Below are 23,568 nucleotides of genomic sequence, written 5' to 3' on the forward strand. Positions count from 1 at the left end.
CTATTTAGTCATTTAATGTCGACCTGCATATTAACAGTGGATCTTGGGTATCTTGCTACTTATATATAGCAATCTTGACTTATTATGATATTCGGTTATGACATCCGCAGCAGATGATTATGATCCTGACCGGCAATATAGAATCTCGAAATGATGGGAATCATTTCAGCTCTCCTCTGGACGGATGAGCCGGAAGGCTTTGAATATTCCGGCAATTGCATTCTTCACTAGCTCTCTTCTCAATTCCATGCGGTAGATCAGCACCACAAATACGGTGAAGGTGGTGGCCAGGGCGAAGACTATGGCCAGAACGGTCACCATGCCGAAGTTATTGGTGATCAGAAATGGGGATGATATCAAGGCGGCAAATCCGAATATGGTGGTAAGCCCTGAGGCGATCAATGCCGAGCCTATGGCCCTGGTGGCTGTGGAGAGGGCCTTTCTAGGTTCGCCGATCTTCTCCAGCTCTTCATAGAACCGCTCCATCATCAGGATGGCGTACTCTGATCCTACTCCCAGGATCAGGGCTCCCAGGCACGCAGTAAGAGGGGTGTATTTCATGCCTGATATGTACATCACACCACCCATCCAGCCTATCACCACCAGCATGGGAAGCACAGGAAGCAAGGCCTTTATCAGATCCCGGTAAATCGCCAAGAGCACAATGAATATCAGCAAGAGTCCGAAGAGAGTCATCTCCGTCCTTCCTTTGGTCAGGGCGGTTATGACCGTGGTCATCACCACTGCGTCTCCAGTCATTCTCACCGAGACCCCTGCGGGAGGAGGATTCCAGGCGATGTCTTTATCGATCTCTTTCATCAGCCGGTCTGAGCCCTCAGTGCCTAGGTTGGTTATGGTCTGGCCTACATTGAGGTCGATTATGGCGGTGTTGTGTCCATCCAGGTATATATCCCGCCAATTGGCAGGAAGGGCCTCGATTAGCGTGCGGATGATTGTCCTATCCGTGGGGAGAGTTCCCTGGTTTGCCTCTTTTGTCAGGCTGGCAATGCTCGTATATCCCAATATCTGATCTCTGGAGCCTTTCAGATAGATGGAGAACTCCTCCATCCACTCCAGCACCCGCGGATCGGTGACATCATCGGCCTGCACCAGCAGCTGGATGCTGTCAGTGCCCCCGAAGGTCTCGCTCATATGCCAGTAATCTATCAGAGGAGGCAGATCCTGGGGCACATAGTTCTTGAAGTCGGTGTCCACGGGGACCTGGGTATCTGAATATATGCCGGCCAGGGAAAGAAGTAGGGCTAAAGCCAAAACGAGCTGCCACCTCTCAATGCAAAAGCCTGAGATTCCATCCAGCATCCTCTCAAAGATCGTCTCCTCTTCCCTCCGGCTGCCTTCTCCCCGGTCGCCTGCATTCGTATCTTGGGTCGAATGCTTATCTATTGGCTGGTGGTTCAAGCGCTTTCCCACGGCAATGTAGAGGATGGTCACCCCCACGAAGAGGGCAGAGAGGAAGCAGAGGATCAGTCCGATCAAGCAGAGCAATCCGAAGTCCCTGATCATGGGGATGGAGGATGTGAGCAGAGAGATAAAGCCAATGGAGGTTATGATCAGGGCGATGATCACCGGTTTGGTGACGTGTTTGACCGTTTCTACCACCGCTTTTTGCGGCTGGCCGGTGCGAGTGAACTCCTCATTTATCCGGTTTTGGAACTGGATGGCATAGTCGATGCCTATGCCTATCAGGACTGGAAATGCGGACATCGACACCATGGTGAATGGTATATGCAAGAGGCCCATGGCACCGAAGGTCCAGCCAACCCCCAGGAAGACGATTGGTATAGGAAGTAGGGACCACTTCACCTGGTTGAAGGTGATCAGCAATGCCACGATCATCAGAAAAGCTGCCAGGAGAAGAATGGGACCGTTGCTCTCGGCCATCTCTGCAGTTATCGAATTCATCAGGGCAGGATCGCCGGTGACCGTCAGCCTGGTGTCAGCAGGAAAGCTGGCCAACAGCAGCTGGCCTTTTGTCTCCTGGTACAGCTCCCCTTGCTCGCTTTCCGTGAGGGAGACCGGCAGCTCTATGGAGAGCATGGTATGGCTGCGATCGGGCAATATAGCCGCCAATATGAGATCGTCCGCGGACAGGATCTCATCTATCCTCTCCTGATCGGGAATGGCTCTTATTCCGCTGCTCTCTTTCTCTGTATCGGCCACTATATCGGCTATGCTGGTGACGGAGAGGACATCCGGAGCCTCTTTCATCTTATCGGAGAAGGTGAGCATCGACCGGAGGACCTCTGGCTTTGCCACATCATCCGCCTCGATCAATACGGCGATGGATGCGGTTCCAAAGTTCTGCACATAGAGATGGTCATAGACCTGATAAAGGGCGGAGTCCTTGCCCACCATGCTTTCGGTGGTCAGCCCTTGCATCTCGATCTGTTGGGCATAGTGGACGGCGCTGAGGGTGATGAGCAGTGTGGCAAAGATGATAATAATGGGATTGTCTGAGATCCACCGGCCGAGCTGTTCTGAGCCGTTCATTGCATATGCCTCGTTTCCTCTTTGAACTGCCATAGCCCGGGATCTTCCCGAGCCAGCATGGCAAAAGTTCGGATATTATCGACCAATCGAAACATGCGAAAGATAGATAAAAGTTGTGGTCTTCTCTCTATTGATGGAGCAAGAGGCAAGAGCCGTCTTGAAGAGGCATATGATAGATGCCTGTGTCAAAGGGGCCAATAACCGCGGCTGCTGTGATGCAGTTGGGGTTTTGCAGGGCACACTCTTTCTGACGGGTGTTCCCCTGTCCATGGACCAGCTGGTGGAGGAGACTGGCTACAGCAAGTCCACGGTTAGCACCAATATGGGCATCTTAGAGAGGATAGGCCTGGTCAAGAGGGTGGTCATACCGGGCGATAAGAGATATCACTATATTCCAGTCACAGATGCCGATTCGTTGAGGGGAGATATGATAGCCAACATCCGCCAGAATCTGCAATGCATACTGAATGCACTTGACCGAACGGAGGCAGATCTGAGGGCCTGGGAGAGTCCAGACCCATCGGTCATGCAGAGGATTGAGGAAATTAGGCATTTTTATCGGCAGAACGATAAGTTGTTGGATCTGATATCAAGGCACAATACCGAGGATTTGATCCAGCTGCTAGAGACGTCCTTCTGAGGGTATGAATTTTTTTAAATGGAATGAAATAAACATTTTTCTACTATGATTAGCTCGAAGCTTAGACCAGAGGGCTTCATCGATTTTGAATACGTTATAAGGTGCATTCAATACATTGATTAAGGAGTTGATATGTTAATGAACTGAAGAGCTGAAATATAATGGATTTTAATTGGAGAGGAGCTTTGGGCATTGGGATCTTGAAGAGATGATCGGTCAGATGCAGTGGCGCATAGATAGTTGCACGAATGGCGAGGGTGATGATCAGTCGCGGATCGCCCTCTTTAAGAGCGATCTGGATAGGATCTCTGCCCGTTTATGTGAGCCAAATAGCAGTAATCTTGGCAATACCCTCCTAGATGATCTGATTTCAGATAATCCTTGCTGCCTCTTTTTGCAGGATCGAGGTCTTCGCTACACCTGGCTTTCATTTGAGAGGCCTCCTGGAATGGATGGCTTGCTGGCCCTGGGAAAGACGGATGAGGATATTTTTTCGCCAGCGGAGGCAGATCGGCAAAGGAGGATCAAAGAGAGGGTGATAGAGACTGGGAATCCCGCCCGGGGCGAGGTCCATATCTCGAAGGATGGGATGGAGCAATATCTTGATTACGTCTACTATCCCTGGCAAGACGAAGACGGAAGGACTCTGGGTGTGGCAGGCTGCATCAAGGATGTAACCGAGCGAAGGATAGCCCAGATCCAGCTGCAAAGAATGGTGCAGTCGGTGGAAAGCTCTCCAACAGCGATCGTTTTATTTGATTTCGAGGGCAGGATCGAGTATGTAAATCCCCTCCTCCTTCAAAGCTGTGGATATGATGATGCCTCTCCTGTGATGGGCTGGTCAATATTCGATTTCACCAATGAGGATGGCAAAAGCAAGCTGCGAGAGGTGATCATTCCTGTCCTTCTATCCCAAGGGAATTGGCAGGGAGAGCTGCCCATACAGGGGACTGACGGACAATATTATACTGCAGAGATGATCTGCACCAGGATCGCGGCGTACTCTGGAGGTTCAGTCTATTTCCTGGCCAACTTCTGCCATTTATCCGATAGCATGAGGGCTGAAGAGGCACTGCTTTTAGATGAGTCGGGGCTGGAGGCTTTGCTTAAGCTTAATCCGATGGATGAAGCCTTCCTCAAGGAGCTTGCCGACTATGCTATTCAAGCGGGTGCAAAGCTCACTGGCTCGAGATTTGGCTATCTCACCTTTATGGATGAAAGCGAGGGCATCATTTTCATGAGCCACTGGTCCAAAGATCCCCTGCCTGAGGATGGCGCGGATCGGAGCAAGATGGCATATCATCTGGGTGAGCCCTGCCTCTGGGGCGAGTCCCTGAAAAGGCGTCGAGCGGTGATCGTCAATGACAATTCCATTTATTGCGGCAAATCTCACCTCTCGCCGGATGAGGCTTGGGTCCTGCGATATATCAGCGTTCCCATCATGGATAAGGGAAAGATCGCCATCGTAGCTGCAGTCGGCAATAAGGAGGAGGAATATAATGATGCCGATGTGCGCCAGCTCACATTGCTCATGAGCGGCATGCACAAGCTCATTCAGAAGCGCAGGACCGAGGAGGAGCTGCGCCAGCGGGACCTGCTGCTCAGGAGGGTGGCCACCGCCACCACAAATCATCTTCTTGCCACCGATCCTGATGCTATCAAGAAAGCTCTGGGAATTCTGGGGATTTCAATAGGCTCTGATCGGATTACGATCCTGGAGAGCGCTGAATGGACGGGCACCGAGTCCGTATTTGAGGAGTCGATCCAGTGGCTTAGGGAGCCTGCAGAGCCATTTCGGGGAAGGATCTCCTGGGACCAATTCATCGGATGGCAGGATGCTCTCTCCCGCGGCAATCCCATTCAGGGCATAACATCCAAGGTCATTGATCCGGGACGGAAGCTCCTGGAGGATAACGGTATCATCTCCTTTCTCCTTCTGCCTGTATTCATCGAGAGGCGTTTTTGCGCCGTCATCTCCATTGATGACTGCCATTTTGAGCGGCGGTGGACGGAGAACGAGGTAGCAATTCTACAGGCGGCAGCGGAAAGCATAGGAAATGCTTTGCTGCGCCGGCGGACTGAGGTGGCCCTGAGGGAGAGCAAGAGAATGCTCACCACCCTTATGAGCAATCTGCCTGGAATGGCTTATCGCTGCAGGAACGATCGCCAAAGGACCATGGAGTTTGTAAGCGATGGATGCCTGGAGCTGACCGGCCGCCCATCACCCGAGCTTCTTCATAATAGCGCAATTTCGTATGCCGATCTGATCCATCCTGATGACCGGGATCGCGTCTGGAGTGAAATCCAGCAGGAAACGGAAAAGGGAACTCCGTTCCGTCTCACCTACCGGATTAATGCAGGCTCAGAAACGAAATGGGTCTGGGAACATGGTCAGGGGATCTTTGACACCTCTGGAAAGCTTCTCGCCCTTGAGGGCTTCATCCATGATATCACTGAGAGGAAGCTGGCAGAGGATGTGCGGAAAAGGACCCAGGAAGAGCTGGAGATGAGGGTATCAGAGAGGACTGCCTGGCTTTTGAGGATCAACAGGGCCCTCAACGAGGAGATGTTAGAGCATAAGGAGACGGAAAAGAAGCTTCTCCAGGCTCAGCAGGCAGCAGATGCAGCATCCCGCTCGATGGGGGAATTTTTGGCCTACATGAGCCATGAGATACGCACTCCCATGAACTCTGTTATCGGTCTTGCCGGCTTGCTGCTGGAAACCAATCTGTCGCCTGAGCAGCGCGATTACGTGCAGACCATTCACAGCAGCGGCGATGCCTTGCTGAGCATCATCAATGATATCCTCGACTTCTCCAAGATCAACGAGGGAAAGATGAAGCTGGAGCTCGAGCCCTTCTCCCTGCGCAAGTGCATTGATAGATCTATCAACATGGTGGCGGCAAAGGCGGCTGAGAAGGGTCTGGAGATGGGGTTCTATCTGGATGATCTCGTCCCTCAGACCGTAGTTGGAGACTCAGTCCGGCTGCAGCAGATCCTGGTCAATCTCCTGGGCAATGCGGTCAAGTTCACAGAAAGGGGCATGGTATCCCTTGAGGTGAAGATGGGTGACGAACCAGGAATGCTACACTTCTCAGTGACCGATACCGGCATCGGCATCTCCAAAAGCGACATGAAAAAGCTGTTTCACTCCTTCAGCCAGGTAGATGCCTCCACCAGCAGAAAATACGGTGGCACTGGCCTGGGCCTGGCCATCAGTCGCATGCTGGTGGAGCAGATGGGGGGAAGGATATGGGTGGAGAGCGAGATGGGGAGCGGCTCCACATTCCATTTCCAAATAAAGGTTGAGGAATCATCCGGGGATGATGCATCCAATCGAATCCTGGCGGGCAAGAGGATAAGCGCGATAAAACCCGGCTATCAGGAGGTTGATCACCGGGATTTGAAAATTCTGCTGGCTGAGGATAATCCGGTCAACATGAAAGTTGCTCTCCTCATGCTCAATAAGCTGGGATACAAGGCAGATGTGGTCTCCAACGGGGAAGAGGCGGTTCAGGCTCTGAGCCATAAGCATTATGATGTGGTTTTAATGGATGTGCAGATGCCTAAGATGGATGGCCTGGAGGCGACAAGGGCTATATTGGATATAGATCTAGTTGATCGCCCCCGAATCCTGGCAATGACCGCTTATGCTCTGGAGGGGGATCGGAAGAGATGTCTGGACGCCGGCATGGATGGCTATATCTCCAAGCCTGTGCAGATCGATGAACTCCGGGCCGCCCTTCAGGCATTAAATATCGGCCGCCAGAGGGCGGATTGAGCGGGGGAGGATCCCCTCACCGGAGCATCACCTTGCTCATGGTCACCAGGAAGAGGGCCATTAGCAGCCATCCGGCCAGGGTCTCAAAAACGGTCAGGAACTCGAAGCCCTCAATGATGCTGATGTTCTGGGGGGCCCGGCCAAGAAACCACATGCTGCTGAAGTAGAAGGCATCGTTTATCGATATGCTGCTACCGGGGCTTGCAGAAGCAGAAGGTTGCAGGGCGTGTGCTCCCCAGAAGATCGCTGTGAAGAGGATGATCAGAGACAGGCTGAGGATCACGGTGTGGGATGGACGGACTCCATAGCCGCAGGAGAGCCAGGCCAGGCGGTCGATGATTCTGGGAAATGCCTTCGTGGTCCGGGCATGCTTCTCCTTTCGATACTGATAGTAACAGTCGTCCTCGTCCTCGAACTGCTCCAAGTTTCTGAAGTTCTTTATCAGGGTGAGATAGACTGAGCCGTTGTAGGGCAGATGTTCGCGGATGGTGTTCCAGCGGACCACAATGCGGTTGTAGTTCAGGTCCTTTAGGTGGATGCTGGCGTCCTCTTCGAAGATGGCGTCGGAGAGCCGCAGGGTGTACACCCTGGCATTGGAGAGGTGAAAGCTGCGATGGAATTTCGCCCGGCCGAAGTCACCATCGTTGAACCTGGCTCGGGAGAAGTTGGCCTCGGTAGTGAAATGAGCGCGGGAGAAGTTGGCTTCCCCGTGAAACTGGGCCTGGGAGAAACCGGCGTCTTCCTGGAAGAAGGAGTCAGAGAAGTTGGCCGCCTGAGAGAATACGGTGCCGTCAAAATCCACCAGCCCCTGAAAGGCGGAGTGGTCGAAGAACACATTTCCCTTGATCACAGAGTACTCTATCTTGATTATCGATTCTACGATCTTCCGCTTGTTTCTGTTCAAAGGTAGGTCCAGATTGTGCAGGTCCAGGTCACCGTAGATGATGACATTCTCATACTCAACCGGCTTGCCCTCTTCTATCCTTTTGTGGATCTCCTCTGCCTTGATCATCAGAAGGCTATCGACCATAAGCGTAATGAGTATTCGATAAATGCAGATATGCCTTTCGCTCGACCGGTCTATGCCTCGCCTCTTCCCAGGAGCATCTCCTCGATCCAGTCCCAGTCGTGCTCATAGATGTGGGCAGAGGAGCTGGTGGTGGAGATGGAGCCCGGCTGGGCACCCACTTCTCGTGCTGCATATTCCAGCAGCCTGGCCAGACCGTAGAGGTTGGCGGGATAGGCCCCGGCGAAGTCATGGCTGCGAAAGAAGATGGCCAGGTGCAGCCTGCCGCCGCGTAATTTGAAATCATCAACGATCATGCAGGGGACTTCATTCCTCTCCCCATCCACCGGGGGGATCCAGGTCACTGACGTGGCCCGGCGGGTGGCAGGAGATTCCTTCAGCCGTTGAATGGCCATATCGATCTGATCCAGGGGTGGGGTGCCTGGCAGGCGCCAGGCGCGCAGCCTCTCGCCATAAGTATACTCAAATCCGGGATTGTCGCCGCAGAGCAGTTGATGGGCATACTCCTCCAGCCGCTCCTCATTCCAGGAGTACTCCTCCGGAATCATCTCTTGATATGGATTCTCCACCACTACCTGCAAGGATAGAAGCTCTCGTATCTTGGTCCCTCTCTCATCCGAGATCTCTTCACCCTGTCTCCAGATGAGGTTCAGACCTCGATGCCAGGCATCGGAGATGGAGCGGGCGCGTATAAACCTGCCCAGCCCATTGCTCTTCAGCTCTGATGATGCCGTATGCGGCAAGATCTGTCCACCCCTCCGTCCATGTGTTGTTAATCCACTTTTCAACATATCAAGATAACCCTCTTCGCCAGATGACTGGTGAGATGGTGGATCGCCAAGCCCAGTTCGCTGTAGCTGAACTCTATCTCGATCAATCCTGAGTATGCCATTAACAATATGATTATCAATATTAACTCAATAAATATTAGCAAAGCTATGAGAAATAAGCCGAATCCCGGCGTGCGAATGACCTCAAATGCAAAGTCCCACAGAGTCCTTCCCACAACCATATGAATCCTCACAGAGAGCAACAGGAAGTGTTACTGTCCAAAGGCTATAAAGTGTAGCAATGAGGGAAGGGCGAAAGTGAGTTACACGGGAAAAGATACTTTAATAAGGGCTTTGAAATATCTTTGCTGATGGGTGACTTTGAGTGGGCAATGGTCAATTCTCTAAACTCCTTCTTCGAGAGGGAAGGCATTAAAGCCATAGCCTACCGGCTCCGACAGTCGCGGTTTGCCACCCAGCTGGCCGATATCCTGGTGGACTCTAAAATTGCCGAGTACTACCTGGCAATCGAATGCAAAAGCCTTGATGCCCGCAAGACCCGGTCGCTTTATTTCAAACAGCACTTCAGCGAGGCCTCCGGCGGCCATCAGATAGAGAGGGAGACGGATTTCATCACCCGTTCTGGCCGTCAGGGCATACTGGCGGTGGAGCTGCGTTATGGGGTGGGGAAGAGCAGAACTGCCCATCTCGTCCCCTGGGGGCAGATATTCGACCGCTACAATGAGGGTGAGGCGGGGATAACATTGCAGGAGGTCCAGGTCAATCCTCCACTGGAGAGAAGGGGTGGAGCTTATGAGATATCCCGTCTGGACATACTCAGGATCACCGGATACTATGATCTGGCAGGTAACGGTCTCTTGCATGAGGCCGATCTTTACCCCGAGGACCTCAGTTTGGAGGAGTAAGCGGTGCGGGACAGATCTGAAGGCCCGGAAATCAGTGGCTGGATTCCAAGCCAGCAATTTTCAAAAGCTTTATCTCACTAAAAAAACCGAATCAAATATCGACAGAATCATGCACAGGAGTGAAAGGATATGACCCGAACAGAGGATTTCTTGAGGGAGGCGTTTGCCGGTGAATCTGGAGCGAACAGGAAGTACAGCATATTTGCCGCTCAGGCGGATAAGGAGGGCTACGCTCAGGCCGCCAGGCTCTTTCGGGCCGCTGCCGAGGCGGAAGCGGTGCACGCAGCCAACCACCTGCGCGCCCTAAAGGCCATCAAGACTACCAAAGAGAATTTGCGTGAGGCGATCGCCGGAGAGACGCATGAGTTCAAGGATATGTATCCAGAGATGATAGCTATAGCAAAGGAGGAGGGCGCCCGGGATGCTGAGAGGTCGTTTAACTATGCCAATGCGGTGGAAGAGCATCATGCCTGGCTATATCATGATATGCTCGAGGGGCTGGATATCCAGAAGGAGCCATTCCCCTATTACGTCTGCCCGGTATGCGGCATGACTGTGGATCACAAGGCTCCCGACAAGTGTCCGGTCTGCGGGGTCAAAGGAAGCATGTTCAAGAAGATCGAATAGAGCAAAACGGATTTATCCTGCACCCCCATAATCATCCATATGAGATATCTAATGATTCTGGCAATGGCCCTGCTGCTTTCAAGCTCTTGCGCTTTATGCCAGTCAACTGACCGCTCCCAGGATGATCCGGTATCAACCATTTTGAGGGAGCTGGTGGTCGCATCATCGGACGACCTGAAATCCTACACCTTCTCCATGGAGATGGAGCAGGATATGACGCTTGAGAACCTCTCTTCTGGCCAGTCTCAGCAGGTTCAAACCCGGTCCATCGGCTTTGGCCTGGTAAATGTGACCGATCAGGCCCTAAAGCTCGTCATGGCCACTCTGACTTTTATTCCCGGTGATGAAGGCAACTCCACGGCATCAGCCCTGGAAGAGTATCTGCAAAACGACACCATTTATATGAAGATGGATGGCAACTGGACCGCTATGGAGCTATCCGGATTGGGTGATGCATGGTCCCAACAGAATTCCCTGGACCAGCAGATCGATATGCTCAATCAGTCCCGGCTCACTTTAGTCGGCTCGGAGATGGTGGGGGACGAGGACTGCTATAAGGTGCGAGCAGAGATTGACATTGCCTCTTATGCTGATCCCCTTTCCCAGGAGGTGGCTTCCATTGTGCCATTCATCCCCCTGAATTTCTCCGATATCCTGCGTAATATGACCATGGAGGTCCATTACTGGATATCCAAAGAGAGTCAGCTCTTAAAGAGGGCGGATGTGTTTGAGACCCTTTATATGACTCCCCAGTCACTGGGACTGCAGTCATCAGAGGAGGAGAACATGGCGGTTCGCATGAGCTCCACCACTTCCGTGGTCTTCGATGGATTCAATGAGAGCGTAAATATCGTTCTGCCGCCCGAGGCCAGCGCTGCTCAGCTCTTCAATATGTCATCTTATCCTGAGAGCGAGGCGGTTGCAGTCTCTTTATTGGATCAGGACGGACTGAACGAGACTGCGGTCATCGAGGCGCTCCCCGCAACGGTGTCCGATGATGCTCTGCCCCAGGATGAGGCAAGCGTTGTTCTGCCGGAAAACCAGTCCCTCTCGGCCTGAGGGCTCACAATAGGACGATTGCGCCATCCGAATCGAGCCTTCACCTGTTCGATCAGCGCAGCTGATCATCCTGGGTGGGCTCAACCATACCTTTTCCGAGAAAAAACTCACAAGCTGCAGAGCCCTTGCAGCTCTATCGAATAGTTATTATATGCCATACTCCTTATCGACCTTTCAACGCTCAGCAAGCACTGATGGTGCGACAGATGGCAACCTTGGACAGAGATAAAGTATCAACGGCCGGCGATAACTGTGACCAGCAAACAGATCCTGAAATAGACAAGGACTTTGCCCACCAGGTCATGGCAACTGTAGGGCAGGGAATAGTGGTAAGCAGTGAAGGATGGCGCTTTGAATACGTAAATCCTGCCTTTGCCCGCATGGTAGGCAGGATGCCAAAAGAGCTTATTGGCAGATCCATGGATGAGCTCATCCACCCCCATGACCGCCCTATCCTGATCCAGGCAAGGTCAAGGCGGCAGGCGGGAGAGACATCTTCCTACGAGGCCAGACTGATACGGTCCGATGGATGTGTGTTCCCCGTTCAGGTAACCGGCACGCCGCGCTGGCAGGATGGCAAATTTTTTGGATCCATTGTCGCAGTCACAGACTTAACAGAGCGCAAAAGGTTTGAGGACGAACTCAAGAAAAGAGAAGCCGAGAACAGGTTGCTCCTCGATTCAATTCCCGATTCCATCTTTCTCCTCGACAAAGAGGGCAACTTCCTTGATTATAGAACCCCCAATTCTTCAATCCTTTACGCCCCTGCGGAGCTGTTCATGGGGAAGAATATACACAGTATAATGCCGCAGGATCTGGTAGAGTTAACGATGAATAATATCGAGATGGCAAGGCAAAGCGGAAAAATGCAGGTCTTCGAATATCAGCTGCCGGCAAATGGTGAGATAAAACATTTTGAGGCGCGCATTAACCTCTGCGAAGGGGGGGATTTCCTGGCACTGGTACGGGACGTGACAGAGCGCAAAAGGTCTGATGAGATGCTCTGGAAGGCCAAAGAAGAGGCTGAGGCTGCTGCCAAAGCCAAAAGCGAGTTTTTGGCCAACATGAGCCATGAGATAAGAACCCCTTTAAACGCCGTCATAGGCCTGACAGGGCTTCTCCTTGATACCGATCTGACTCCTGAACAAAGGAATTACTTGGAGATCGTCAGGAACAGCAGTGATTCATTGCTCAGCGTCATAAACGACATACTGGACTTCTCCAAGATCGACGGAGGCATGATGGAGCTTGAACATAGCCCCTTCGATCTGCGCAGATGCATAGAGTCTACAATGGACCTGATGGTGACAAGAGTGGCGGAAAAGGGGCTGGTGCTAAAAGTTGTCCTGGACGACCAATTGCCGACGATGCTGGTGGGCGATGCCAGCCGGCTCCGCCAAGTGCTAGCAAACCTATTGAGCAATGCCGTCAAGTTCACAGATAAAGGATTTGTAGAGGTCTCAGTTAGAGGAAATGCCATTCCGGAAGGATTTGAGCTTCGCTTCGATGTGTTGGATACTGGCATTGGCATGCCCCAGGATAAGCTGGACCGCCTGTTCATGCCGTTCAGTCAGATCGATTCATCAATAACTCGAAGATATGGTGGCACGGGCCTGGGACTTGCCATCTCAAAGCGCCTTGTGGGGATGATGGGGGGAAGGATCTGGGCTAAAAGCAATCCAGGAGTGGGCAGCACATTCACATTTACAATAAAAGTCAAACTGCCATGCATGCAGCCGGTGCAACATGAGGTCAAGGACTTAAAACCTGATATAAAGCCTCCAATCGAGGGACATTTTCAACAGGCCCTACCTTTGAGCATACTTCTTGCCGAGGATAACGCCGTCAACCAGATGGTTTTGCTGCAGATGTTGCGCAAGATCGGCTACCAGGCAGATCTTGCTTCCAATGGTTTCGACGTCCTGGCGGCCCTGGATAGGCAGGCCTACGACGTTGTTCTGATGGATATACAGATGCCCGACATGGACGGCTTTGAGGCAACCAGGAGGATTTTGGCGCGTTTCCCCAAGATGAAGCGCCCCAGGATCATCGCACTCACTGCTCATGCTTTAAATGGAGATAGGGAGAGATGTCTGGAAGCAGGCATGGACGGCTATCTCAGCAAGCCTGTAAAGATAGAGGATCTGCAGTCAGCGCTGCGGCCCACAGGGCATTGAAACAAGTCTTTCCCCAATCAGGCTTGCCTATGATCCGCCTGGTTTTTCATCTTTTGGGCATGATCCCTGCCTGAGGATCATGTTTTTTTTTTGGCTTTTCGCTGAATTAAGTGGGTGGGCCCAGCAGAGATTATAGCCTCTGTTTCTCTGTGTCTCTGCGGTTGGGTCAGAGCATAGCGTTTCACCACGAAGGCGAAAAGATACAGAGAATTTCCAATTCAAGTTCACCCATGCCAAGTGGCGAGGGGCCGCTCAATGTCCCGGGTAGCCAGCCGAGCCGCCCTCGATGGGGCCAGCGTCCTCGTAGCCCTGCCGCTGTCCAGTTCCTGCCAGGCGAGTGAGTGTCTGGGGATGAAACACCAGACTGAGAGCGTTCAAGGCGTGCTCTGCCGTCCTCTTCTCCGCCAACCAGGCGAGCGTCTTCTCGTCCTTGGCCTCATCCTCATGCACGAATACCTCCAGGATATGCTTGTTGGTCATGAGCTGGGCCATGATCAGGCCGCTGGATGCCTCATGGGCGCACATCTTGTCCTTATCTGCGGGGCCGGGCATCCCTAAAGCGATGACGATATCGCAATCATCTTCCTCCAGCAGCCTTTTGGCTGCCACAGGCAGGTCTTTGATTCCGGGGACGGTGTAGCGGACGATCTGGACTGATGCCTCCTTCTTGATGGTGCTCACTGCCGCCCGGGCCATATCGACCCGGGCGAAGGTGGTGTCGGCAATGCCGATGCGTTTCATAAAAGTACAGTTAGATGGGTTGGCTTTTAGGTTTATCGGCATCGTCTGGACCGCAGAGCACTCTTGAGTGCCTGCTGGCTGCTAGATGAGAGGCGGCAGCATAAGCGTGAACTGAGCGAAAGAATTAATTAGTATTAATATCTTCGCTACAGTTCCGTGGCCAGGGGCGGCTTTTCCTAACAATCTTCCTCCTTTACCTTTCGCCGCTCTCGGCCCTCTTCTCATTATTTTCATTGTCAGGATGACTGGATTTGCGGTCATGTGGCTATTATGGATAGATTATGGATGTGGACCAAAAGATTGAAGCATATTTGTGGTTGGGTGAGCTTTGGCGCGTCAAATATCAGCCCGATTTTTTAGTGCCGCACTGAAATTTGTTGGATGAACGCTCCCCGGGCAGAGGGCGGGAGGCAAAAGGGCTGCTAATTCTCCCGCCCCCTGAGCGTTCTTCCGGCCCGAAATTGACTCTCTCCAGGCGTCCAGACATATAGGGCCGATGAGATCGTTCATCCTGCTCTCTCTGCAGACAAGATTGCGGTCATATCTCTGGCCGCAGAGTCGAACAGTGCTCTTTCTGAGCTTTTGCTTCCCTCTCATCTCATTCTGGATAGACGAAGGCTCCATTTTCAGTCGGATCGTAGTCCAGTTTCATCAGATCGCTGAGGAACTCTCTATGGACCTGGACCGGATCGACATCCTGGAACTGCTCCGGGTAGAGCCACTTGGCCACGGTCAATGCACCCACCACCAGCTGGGGGCCGATGGAGAAGTCTCCGGAGATGATATGGACCCGTCCATCCCTCACTGCGGATATATTTCCGAATCCCTCGGTTTTCATGATCTCATCGTAGTAGGCCTTCATCGATTCGGGGTCGCTTGACTTGTAGCCGCCCTTATAGGAGAGGCCGATGATGACCTGAGGATCCTTATCGATGACGAACTCCGTCTCCAGATCTTTGTTGCCTTCCATATAGCCGCTGGCGATGTTTATGCCGCCTGCCAAATCCACCAGATCGGTAAAGCCGGTGCCGCTGGCATAGGCCCATCGGGCAGTAGGACCGGTATCGGCGCTCCTCTCCCTCTCCATTAGGACCCTCGCCCTGTCTTCGTCCTCTATTCTTGCTGCCTTATCCTGAATCTCTCCGATGTAGCGATCATACCAATCCAGATATCTTTGGGTTGAATCGGGATCGTCCAGCAGGAATCCCAGGACTGCCATCTCCTCTCTTAAGCTGGATGATCGGGATAGGTCGAATCTGAGCACCGCCATTCCTTCTGGCAGCTTGTCCTCAAGCGCATCGGTCGATGGAGCATTGGTAAAGGTGACCACCAGATCGGGCTGCAATGAGATTATGCTCTCGATATCCGGCTCGCTTGTGGTGCCCACAGCGGGAAGCTGGCTCAGCCTGGGAAAGAGCTCCACTCTCTCTCCTACGGTATTGTCCACTCCTACCGCCTTCTCCTCCCCGCCCAGCACGGCCAATGCAATGGCATGGCGCATGTTAAGGGTCAGGATACGCTCCAGGGGCAGCTCCAGGGTCAGGTTCTGCTTGTTGCCATCGATCAGGCTGATCCTCTCCGCTCTGTCTTCTATGAGCTCCTCTGCCAGCTGAAGGTCGGACAAATCCACAGTGCCATCCAGGTTAACATCGGATAGCATGGTGGCCTCCTTTGAGCCATTGATGATCTCCTGGATGTAGTCGATATCTGTTTGGTCTATTCTGTCGTCCATATTGGCATTGCCGAAGATATTCAGGGTGAAATCGGAGCCGATCGCTATGCCAGCCATTGATGCGGTCAAGGCGATCAGCAGTGTTGAGGCGATACATATTGGTCTATTCATGAAATTCCTCCTGAGGTTCATTTAATTATACCAAACATTTGCTTCTTATTATCTTATACGAATCAAATCAGGCATTTATAGCTATCTGCGATGAATAATCCGGGCTATGTCTGTTCTCATGCCCGCAGAGCAAAAAATAGATTTTAGCGATTGAAGCTGGATTTAGATCTTGAAATTCTCCTCCCCACTGATCGCTTCCATCTGCCTCTGACAGGCTTTCAGCTCCTCGGGGCTGCCCTGCACTGCCAGCCAGACCGCTCCCTCTGCCCCTCCTACCCCGCCTGCGGCCAGGATCTCCGCTTTGGCTCCAGATAACAGCCTTATGGCCTCGATCTCGGTGAAGACCTCACCTGGCAGGGGCAGAAGCCTGTGGCCATTGCTGCCGGGGGCGTTCAATCGCGCCGCCAGATCGATCAGATCTCCTGGTATACGTTTTTCCAGCCCCACGGGAAGGATCAGACTCACCCTGCGGCCCACTGCCGCCTGCAGGGCGGCGATTGCCGTGCCCCCCTGGGGATGGCCGATTAAAACTCCTGCCTGATGGCGGACGAGATCCAGAGCATTGGCCCCCTTGAGGATGACATCCCCCTCCTTCAGTCTGGCGGAGACATCGAATATGGTAGCGCCCTTCATCCAGATCCCCTCCTCTATCACCACGTCTCCAGGAAAATGGCTCTGGTCGGCCAGCCTGCCTTCAATTGTGGTCCTTCCCGGCAGGAGGGTGACCCCGCGGAAGAACCGATTCTTAGAGAAGCCCTTCTCCTGGCCCAGTGCCTTTAAAATCTCCTCTGCAACGTAGCCGTTGGTAGTGCCGGCGATGATGACTATGGTATGGGAACGCATCGCTTCTAAAATGGCAGGGTGGGAGGCCAATGCTTTAGCAATCAGCCTTTTTCCTGCCGCCGGGGTGAGGACGAACTGGTACATACCATTAGTGTGGCATCTTGATCAAGATAAATCCAATGACCAGAGATCTGGGGGGAATTGCACTCTCTCCCTTCAACCGATAGAATTAATAAGCATAATAGCACCGCTACTGGTTTGTGGCCAGGGGCGGCTTTTCCTTACAATCTCTTCCTTTACCTTTTGCCGCTCCCGGCCCTCTCCTCATTGCATCCAACCATCCGAACGGCTGGACCGAGGAATCTTATGGCAATTATGAGAAGATCAATTTGTCGGACGAATCCCCCAGGGGCAAAAGGCTTTCATCTGATATCTTCGAGCATAAAGGAGCCTGTTCTGCTGCAAAAATGATGCCCCTGAGGCCAAAGACCAAGGTCACCGCATTCGCCACTCCAGAATCCTTCCATCCTCCTCCGGGTCTCGGCTGCGTCCTTCTATCTGGCGGCCGCAGTAAGGGCAGACCAATCCCGGCGAATGTTCTGCTTCCTTTCTCTGGGCCTGCACCTGGACAAATCCCATGGCCAATAGCCCTGCTGGCAGGGCAAACAGGCCAATTCCCAGGATGACCACCACCGAGCCGATCAGCCTGCCCCAGGGAGTGATTGGATAGATATCTCCATACCCTACAGTGGCTAGTGTCACAATGCCCCACCACATGGCATCAGGAATGGAGGCGAAGGCCTCGGGCTGGGCGTCATGCTCCGCCTCGTACATCAAGCCGGCGGATGTGATAAGCAGAACGATTATGGTGAAGAGCATAAGGCCGAGCTCCTCCTTCTTCAGCCGGAGGACGTCATCGAATGTCTGCAGGGCGCGCGAGTAATGGGCCAGCTTCAAAATCCGGAAGAGACGGAAGAGGCGCATGGCTCGAACGAACCTCAGATCGGCGATGACGAATGGAAGATAGAAGGGAAGCACAGCTATAAGGTCCACCATAGCCAGGGGAGTTATCGCAAAGCGCAGTCTGTTGCCCTGAGGAGCGCGGTATATTGGATCTTCAATGCAGCTCCAGATGCGCAGGATATACTCGATGGTGAATATTCCTATGGAAAATACATTGAATGCTTCAAAAATGGGTCCGTAGGCGGAGTAGAGCCATTGCACCGTCTCCATGATCACCGCTACGACATTGAGAACCACTAAAAGCATGAGTGCGAGGTTGACCCGATTCGGCCAGCCGTTTGCATGGTTCTCCTCTTCCAGGATCTCATATATCCAGCGCCTATAGCTCTTGGGCATCCAGGCCTAGCTTATGTTCATCTTAATATATACGAACTTGCCTCTTTTTCAGCATGCGTGCTGCTCTCCTTCAGCAGACCGTCCTGCCCTGCCAGGATCTGAAAAACCTTTCTCAAGCCCTCTATTTGGCCAGCTCCGCTCTTGAGATGGGTGCAGAGATACTGGTCTATCCGGAGCTCTTCCTATCCGGATTTTGCTATGAGCCCATAGATCGCTTCTGGGAAAGAGGGACCCGCGCATTTGAGGAGCTCGATCCCTTCCGTGCTCTGGCAAAAGATTCTGACTGCCTGATCATCGGCTCGGTGCGCGGCGGCCGGTCAAACCTCGGCTTCTGCCTGGACCGCACCGGCCTGAAGCTGCGCCCCAAAATCCATCCCTTCGGCGAGGAGAAGAAGCACTTCGATGGGGGGGATTCGATCTCCCCCATAGCCACCAGGTGGGGCCGGGTGGGGCTGGAGATCTGCTACGACCTGCGCTTTCCCGAGGTGGCCCGCTCCCTTGCCCTGCAGGATGCTGACTTCCTGGTGACCGTGGCCCAGTTTCCCGCGCAGCGGGAGGAGCAGTGGCGGGCGCTAAGCCTAGCCCGGGCGATAGAGAACCAGATCCCTCACCTGGCCTGCAACTGGGCAGAAGGAGGCGGCTCCATGATCATCAGCGCCCGGGGCACTGTGCTGGCAGAGGCGGAGAGCGGCGAAGAGATCATATTCGGCGAGGTCGATCTATCCGAGAGGGACCAGGTACGAGGTGAGATCCCCTGCTTTTCCGACCGCCGGCCCGAGGTGTATTGAGGTGATGGCATAAACCCCCTGACCATGAACTTCCTCATATCGAAGTTCCGGGAGTATTATATCCAGGCCACCCTGGATGCCCCTCCAGGCCTCCAGTCCAGGGAATGGGGTTTTCTCTTCTTCGATGACTCAGGCATGCGCCGGCACAAGTCCTTCTTCAGCCGGGGGGAGCTGGTGGACTATGTGCGCTCCATGATTCCTCGCCATGTCTATCATTCCGCCGCCTATTACCAGCGGCCCGGTGCGCCGACGATGAAAGAGAAGATATGGCAGGGAGCGGACCTAATATTCGATTTGGATGCCGATCACCTGCGCGGTGCAGCCAGTAGCTATGCCGGGATGCTGGAGCAGGTCAAGAGGGAGACCCTAAAGCTCCTCTCCTTTTTGCTATCCGATTTCGGTTTTGCGGAAAGTAAAATTAGCGTCGTCTTCTCCGGCGGCCGGGGATATCACATCCATGTCCGGGACCCGCGGATCTATAGCTTCGGGGGGGATGAGCGCCGGGAGGTGGTAGACTACTTATCAGGCAGGGGCTTGGTTTTGGACCGATTCATTCACGAGGCTCCGGTTGAAGGATGGGGGCGGGAGGGGGGCAGGCGTCTTATAGCTCCTGCTCGGGATTCGCCTGGCTGGGGGGGGAGGATCAACCGCTCGATCATCTCCTTTGTGGAAGGGCTGCGCACCCTCGACGAGCCCGGAGCGGTAGCCGTCCTCACCAGGGTCCGAGGCATCGGCCCCAAGAAAGCCTCCAGCTTCTACCGCAGCCTAGAGGGTGAGGGGGTGATAGAGGAGATCCGCCGGGGGAACCTGGACCTCTTTCGGGGCAGTGCAGGCATCTGGAAGCTTCTCTTGAAGGAATGCCTGGACAGCGAAGGAGTGGTAGTGGGACTGAACCTGAACCAGGAACGGGGGGAGACCGACGAGCCGGTGACCGCTGATGTCCGTCGGCTGATTCGATGCCCTGGGAGCCTGCACGGCGGCTCGGGGCTGAGGGTGACTCCCTTATCGATTAGCGGCCTGGAGGAGTTCAACCCCCTGGAGGATGCGGTGGTCTTCGGGGATGAACCGGTTTTTCTAGAGATCTCAAAGCCCTTCAGCACTCAGATGAAGGGGAACAGCTACAGCCTGAAGGAGGGCACCGAGGAACTGCCAAGTTGCGTGGCCGTATTCCTCATGGCCAGAGGGGTGGCAGAGGCTAGGACAAGACACTAGAACGATGAAAAGCTATTATACTATCCAGCCACTTAAGATCAGTCCGCATAAATTTGATGATGAGGTGGTGAAATGGATCTGGCCAATGCGCTCCGGGAAGAGCGCAAGTCCGCGGAGCTTCAGCCGTTGGATGAGGATTTCTATCAGCAGGTTGGCACTTATCTGACCGGCATGGGCCAGGAGCTCTCTCAAATCATAGATCCCTTCAGCGTTGAGGCTCAAATCCTGCAGGATACCCTCAAGAGTGAGAGAAGCAGTCTGAACAAGCTCATCGACCAGAGGATAAAGAAGATCGTCCGCCGGGCGCTCCGCAATGCGAGATCAGCTTCTCGGGAGGAGGTCTTCTCCGGCATGACTGCAGAGGAGACGGAGATCTACCGGCAGATGCTCTCGACCATTGCCCTCGGCCGGGAGTCCATCCTCTCCCATATGACTCCCACCGAAAGGCCTTTAACGGGCAAAAAAGATATATTGCGGGAATACGAAGTCGTGCGGTTGCTGGATGATGTTCCTATGTTTGCGGGAGTTGACGGGAAGAATTACCTTCTCGCCAGGGACGACGTGGTCGTCCTCCCTGCCGTCCATGCCAGAAATCTGCGCAACAAAAATTTAGCTTCAGAAGTGAAGATCCAGAGATGATAAGAAGTGAAGATGCCAAAGAAGCTTAACGCTTACTGTCCGTTCTGCAAGAAGCACACCGCACAAACGGTGGAAAGGGTGAGAAAAGGCCGGGCTTCAACCTTGACCCGCATTACCAGGCAGAAGCTCAGAGCCAATGGAATAGGGAATCAGGGCAAGTTCTCCAAGGTTCCAGGCGGAGACAAGCCCACGAAGAGACTTAACCTGAGATATCGCTGTGGTGAGTGCAAGAAGGCCCACAACCGCCCTGGATTCAAGGCGGGCAAGTTCGATCTGGTGGAGAGCTAGATATGCCCAGCAAGTTCGTCAAGGTAAAATGCAACGACTGCGAGAATGAGCAGGTGATCTTCGCCCATGCCTCAACCGTGGTGAAATGCCTGGTATGCGGGCGCACATTGGCTGAGCCCACTGGTGGCAAGGCATTGATCAAAACTGCCGTAGTAGAAGTGCTCGAGTGATTTCTAATGCAACGTGAGGGCTGGCCAGAGCCCGGATCTCTTGTGGTCTGTACCGTCACTCAGGTGGTGGATTTCGGTGCTTTCGTCTCCATAGACGAGTATGCAGGCAAGCAGGGCCTGATTCATATCTCCGAGGTAGCCAGCGGATGGATCAAGTACATTCGCGACCATGTGCGAGAAGGGCAGAAGATTGTATGTAAGGTACTGAATGTAGATACCTCCCGCCATCACATCGATCTATCTCTCAAGGATGTGAATGAGCATCAGAGGCGGGAGAAGATCCAGGAGTGGAAGGCGGACCAGAAAGCCTGGAAATGGCTGGAGATGGCCTATAAAGACCGGCCCGAGGATGCCAAGAGGGTGGCTGATTCTCTCATGGCCATCTACGACAGCCTCTATCTGGCCATGGAAGAGGCGGCGATCAGTGGCGCCGAAGCTCTGAACGAAGTCGATCTCACCGAAGAGGATGTCAAGATCTTAGAGAGCCTATCTCGAGATAATGTCAAGATACCGTCGGTTGACATCAGCGGCTATGTGGATATCACCTCTCCCGCCCCGGATGGTGTAGAGGTTATCCGCAAGGCTTTAAAACAGGCCAGAAGGACCAAGGACAAGGATGCTACCCTCTCAGTCTCGTATATCGGAGCACCGCGATACCGCATTCATGTAACTGCTCCTGACTATAAGCATGCAGAGTCTGTTCTCAAAAAGGCCGCTCAGGCCATAGTAAGCTATATAGAACAACACGGCGGAGAGGGCGCTTTCCACAGAGAGGCATGAGATCCAAGATCCTGCGGTGCGAGTCCTGCGCTCGATACACTCTGAAGGAGATATGTCCTTCCTGTGGCGGCCGTGCCATTGCGAGCAAGCCGGCGAGGTTCTCCCCTGATGATCCTTATGGCAGATACAGGAGAGCCCTAGCCCTGGAGGCAGAATGAAAGAGACCCTGGTTTTTCGCATAAAAGATGTAGATCTCACCGATCCTATTATGGTTGAGGGGCTGCCTGGGGTAGGCCACGTGGGAAAACTGGTGGCAGATCACATGGTAGAGGAGCTGCATGCCGAGAAGATCATTGAGATCTATTCCCCCCATTTTCCTCCCCAGGTGATGGTGAAGGAGGATGGAACCATCAAGCAGGTGAAAAATGAGATCTATGCGCGACGGGGGGAGAACGGGGAGCCCGATCTACTGATCATCATCGGCGACTATCAGAGTGCCACCAATGAAGGCCATTACGAGCTGACCAGCATATTTCTGGACATCGCCGAGAGCTACAAGGTTAGGCGAATCTATGCTCTGGGCGGCTATGGTACCGGCCAGTTCGTGGATAAGTCCTCGGTGATGGGCGCGGCCACCAGCATCGAGCTGGTGGAGGAGATGAAAACGCAGGGGGTTCTCTTCCAGGAGAACGAGCCCGGTGGGGGCATTATAGGCGTCTCCGGCCTCTTGCTGGGCCTGGGAGCCCTTCGTGGTCTGGATGTGATCTGTCTGATGGGTGTTACCAGTGGCTATCTGGTCGATCCAAAGGCTGCATCAGAGGTCCTGCGCGTTCTGTCCGGGATCCTGGGCATAGAGGTGGGAATGCATGCCCTTGAGGAGAGGGCGAAGGAGATGGAGAAGATCATAGGCAAGCTCCAGGAGATGGAGCGGGCCCAGTCTCCCTTCGAAGCGGGTGGGGATGAGGATCTCAGGTACATCGGATAGCCTCATTGAATCCGCTCACCGGCTACTATCCCTGGCCTTAAAAGAAGGGGCAGCAGAGGCTGAGGTCTATGGTATGGTGGGACGCTCGGTTGATGTCGACCTCCGCAGGGAATACGTGGAGATGGCGAGCGAGAGCTACCACTGCGGTCTGGGATTGCGCGCGGTAGTGGATGGTGCTGTCGGATTCTCCAGCAGCAGCGACATGGCTCAGCTGAAGTTCGTAGCCATGAGCGCTGTTCGATCGGCCAGGGCACGGGGCAGGGATGACACCTGGATTGCTCTCCCTCAGCCGGAGAGGGTGACAGAGCCCGAGGGGATCTATGACCGGCGGCTGGATAAGATCAGTCCCGAGGAGTGCATCGACATCGCCCATAGCCTCTTGGCGGGCTGCAATGAGGTCGATGGTGCAGAGCCGGTCTCCGGCGGGGTGGCCTGTGTCTCAGGCACGGGATTTGTGCTCAACTCTCAGGGGATAGAGCTGGTGGAGACCTCGACCCTCATGCAGGCCTCAATGGAGGCCAT

The 23,568-nt window shown here is 53.6% G+C and carries 23 protein-coding genes; 15 read left to right on the forward strand and 8 right to left on the reverse strand.

Going from position 1 to position 23,568, the window contains the following annotated elements:
- Positions 1–165: 165 nt before the first annotated feature.
- Positions 166–2,544 carry an efflux RND transporter permease subunit gene (locus BP822_RS09860; RefSeq protein WP_013719312.1) on the reverse strand — a complete coding sequence of 793 codons (2,379 nt, stop codon included), beginning with the start codon at positions 2,542–2,544 and terminating at the stop codon, positions 166–168.
- A 100-nt stretch (positions 2,545–2,644) separates the two neighbouring features.
- On the opposite strand from BP822_RS09860, the gene BP822_RS09865 reads away from it, so the two are divergent.
- Positions 2,645–3,151 carry a GbsR/MarR family transcriptional regulator gene (locus BP822_RS09865; RefSeq protein WP_048132077.1) on the forward strand — a complete coding sequence of 169 codons (507 nt, stop codon included), beginning with the start codon at positions 2,645–2,647 and terminating at the stop codon, positions 3,149–3,151.
- Between the two features lie 220 nt (positions 3,152–3,371).
- The gene (locus BP822_RS09870) at positions 3,372–6,932 is read left to right on the forward strand and encodes an ATP-binding protein (RefSeq protein ID WP_286878218.1); all 3,561 of its coding nucleotides are present in this window, start codon (positions 3,372–3,374) and stop codon (positions 6,930–6,932) included.
- Between the two features lie 16 nt (positions 6,933–6,948).
- Here the strand turns inward: BP822_RS09870 and BP822_RS09875 are convergent, their stop codons facing one another.
- Genes BP822_RS09875 through BP822_RS09885 form a run of 3 tightly spaced genes read right to left on the reverse strand, consistent with a single transcriptional unit; the run spans position 6,949 to position 8,971 of the window.
- The gene (locus tag BP822_RS09875; RefSeq protein ID WP_013719309.1) at positions 6,949–7,962 is read right to left on the reverse strand and encodes a pentapeptide repeat-containing protein; all 1,014 of its coding nucleotides are present in this window, start codon (positions 7,960–7,962) and stop codon (positions 6,949–6,951) included.
- A gap of 50 nt (positions 7,963–8,012) precedes the next feature.
- Entirely contained in the window at positions 8,013–8,750 is a 738-nt protein-coding gene (locus tag BP822_RS09880) for a thymidylate synthase (RefSeq protein WP_013719308.1), read from the reverse strand.
- Positions 8,744–8,971: a hypothetical protein gene (locus BP822_RS09885; protein WP_048132075.1), complete on the reverse strand. Its 228-nt coding sequence runs from the start codon at positions 8,969–8,971 to the stop codon at positions 8,744–8,746. The genes BP822_RS09880 and BP822_RS09885 overlap by 7 nt, the downstream gene beginning before the upstream one ends.
- A 129-nt stretch (positions 8,972–9,100) precedes the next feature.
- Between BP822_RS09885 and BP822_RS09890 the strand changes: the two genes are divergently transcribed.
- From BP822_RS09890 to BP822_RS09905, 4 genes are all read left to right on the forward strand, one after another.
- Entirely contained in the window at positions 9,101–9,655 is a 555-nt protein-coding gene (locus BP822_RS09890) for a hypothetical protein (protein WP_273278092.1), read from the forward strand.
- 129 nt (positions 9,656–9,784) lie between these two features.
- Entirely contained in the window at positions 9,785–10,282 is a 498-nt protein-coding gene (locus BP822_RS09895) for a rubrerythrin family protein (protein ID WP_013719306.1), read from the forward strand.
- A gap of 39 nt (positions 10,283–10,321) precedes the next feature.
- Complete coding sequence (locus tag BP822_RS09900) at positions 10,322–11,341, forward strand: DUF6612 family protein (protein WP_286878219.1); 1,020 nt, start codon at positions 10,322–10,324, stop codon at positions 11,339–11,341.
- Positions 11,342–11,547: 206 nt separating this feature from the next.
- Positions 11,548–13,518, forward strand: a complete 1,971-nt coding sequence (locus BP822_RS09905) for an ATP-binding protein (protein ID WP_286878220.1) — start codon at positions 11,548–11,550, stop codon at positions 13,516–13,518.
- Between the two features lie 252 nt (positions 13,519–13,770).
- Here the strand turns inward: BP822_RS09905 and ribC are convergent, their stop codons facing one another.
- From ribC to BP822_RS09925, 4 genes are all read right to left on the reverse strand, one after another.
- Positions 13,771–14,259 (reverse strand): riboflavin synthase, encoded by a 489-nt coding sequence (gene ribC, locus BP822_RS09910; RefSeq protein ID WP_013719303.1) that lies wholly within the window; start codon positions 14,257–14,259, stop codon positions 13,771–13,773.
- A gap of 598 nt (positions 14,260–14,857) precedes the next feature.
- Positions 14,858–16,102, reverse strand: a complete 1,245-nt coding sequence (locus BP822_RS09915; protein ID WP_013719301.1) for an ABC transporter substrate-binding protein — start codon at positions 16,100–16,102, stop codon at positions 14,858–14,860.
- Positions 16,103–16,264: 162 nt separating this feature from the next.
- Complete coding sequence (locus BP822_RS09920) at positions 16,265–17,029, reverse strand: hypothetical protein (RefSeq protein WP_013719300.1); 765 nt, start codon at positions 17,027–17,029, stop codon at positions 16,265–16,267.
- 351 nt (positions 17,030–17,380) lie between these two features.
- On the reverse strand, positions 17,381–18,244 hold the full coding sequence (locus BP822_RS09925; protein ID WP_013719299.1) for an ion transporter: 864 nt from the start codon (positions 18,242–18,244) through the stop codon (positions 17,381–17,383).
- 53 nt (positions 18,245–18,297) lie between these two features.
- On the opposite strand from BP822_RS09925, the gene BP822_RS09930 reads away from it, so the two are divergent.
- The 9 genes from BP822_RS09930 to BP822_RS09970 all read left to right on the forward strand — a co-directional run.
- Entirely contained in the window at positions 18,298–19,032 is a 735-nt protein-coding gene (locus BP822_RS09930) for a nitrilase-related carbon-nitrogen hydrolase (protein ID WP_013719298.1), read from the forward strand.
- 24 nt (positions 19,033–19,056) lie between these two features.
- On the forward strand, positions 19,057–20,244 hold the full coding sequence (locus BP822_RS09935) for a DNA primase small subunit domain-containing protein (RefSeq protein ID WP_013719297.1): 1,188 nt from the start codon (positions 19,057–19,059) through the stop codon (positions 20,242–20,244).
- A 72-nt stretch (positions 20,245–20,316) separates the two neighbouring features.
- Positions 20,317–20,883 (forward strand): hypothetical protein, encoded by a 567-nt coding sequence (locus BP822_RS09940; protein ID WP_013719296.1) that lies wholly within the window; start codon positions 20,317–20,319, stop codon positions 20,881–20,883.
- Between the two features lie 6 nt (positions 20,884–20,889).
- Positions 20,890–21,171: a 50S ribosomal protein L44e gene (locus BP822_RS09945; RefSeq protein ID WP_013719295.1), complete on the forward strand. Its 282-nt coding sequence runs from the start codon at positions 20,890–20,892 to the stop codon at positions 21,169–21,171.
- A 2-nt stretch (positions 21,172–21,173) separates the two neighbouring features.
- Complete coding sequence (locus tag BP822_RS09950; protein ID WP_273270984.1) at positions 21,174–21,341, forward strand: 30S ribosomal protein S27e; 168 nt, start codon at positions 21,174–21,176, stop codon at positions 21,339–21,341.
- Between the two features lie 6 nt (positions 21,342–21,347).
- Positions 21,348–22,121 (forward strand): translation initiation factor IF-2 subunit alpha, encoded by a 774-nt coding sequence (locus BP822_RS09955; protein WP_273270985.1) that lies wholly within the window; start codon positions 21,348–21,350, stop codon positions 22,119–22,121.
- Positions 22,118–22,279, forward strand: coding sequence for an RNA-protein complex protein Nop10 (locus tag BP822_RS09960; RefSeq protein ID WP_276620069.1), 162 nt, complete (start codon positions 22,118–22,120; stop codon positions 22,277–22,279). Before BP822_RS09955 ends, BP822_RS09960 begins: the two co-directional genes overlap by 4 nt.
- Positions 22,276–23,046: a proteasome assembly chaperone family protein gene (locus tag BP822_RS09965; RefSeq protein ID WP_276620070.1), complete on the forward strand. Its 771-nt coding sequence runs from the start codon at positions 22,276–22,278 to the stop codon at positions 23,044–23,046. Before BP822_RS09960 ends, BP822_RS09965 begins: the two co-directional genes overlap by 4 nt.
- On the forward strand, positions 23,021–23,568 hold a 548-nt coding region (locus BP822_RS09970; protein WP_349681852.1), incomplete at its 3' end, for a PmbA/TldA family metallopeptidase. The genes BP822_RS09965 and BP822_RS09970, both read left to right, overlap by 26 nt.

It is taken from the genome of Methanosaeta sp. UBA458 (assembly GCF_002496085.1).
GTDB classification, from domain to species: Archaea; Halobacteriota; Methanosarcinia; order Methanotrichales; family Methanotrichaceae; genus Methanothrix; species Methanothrix soehngenii.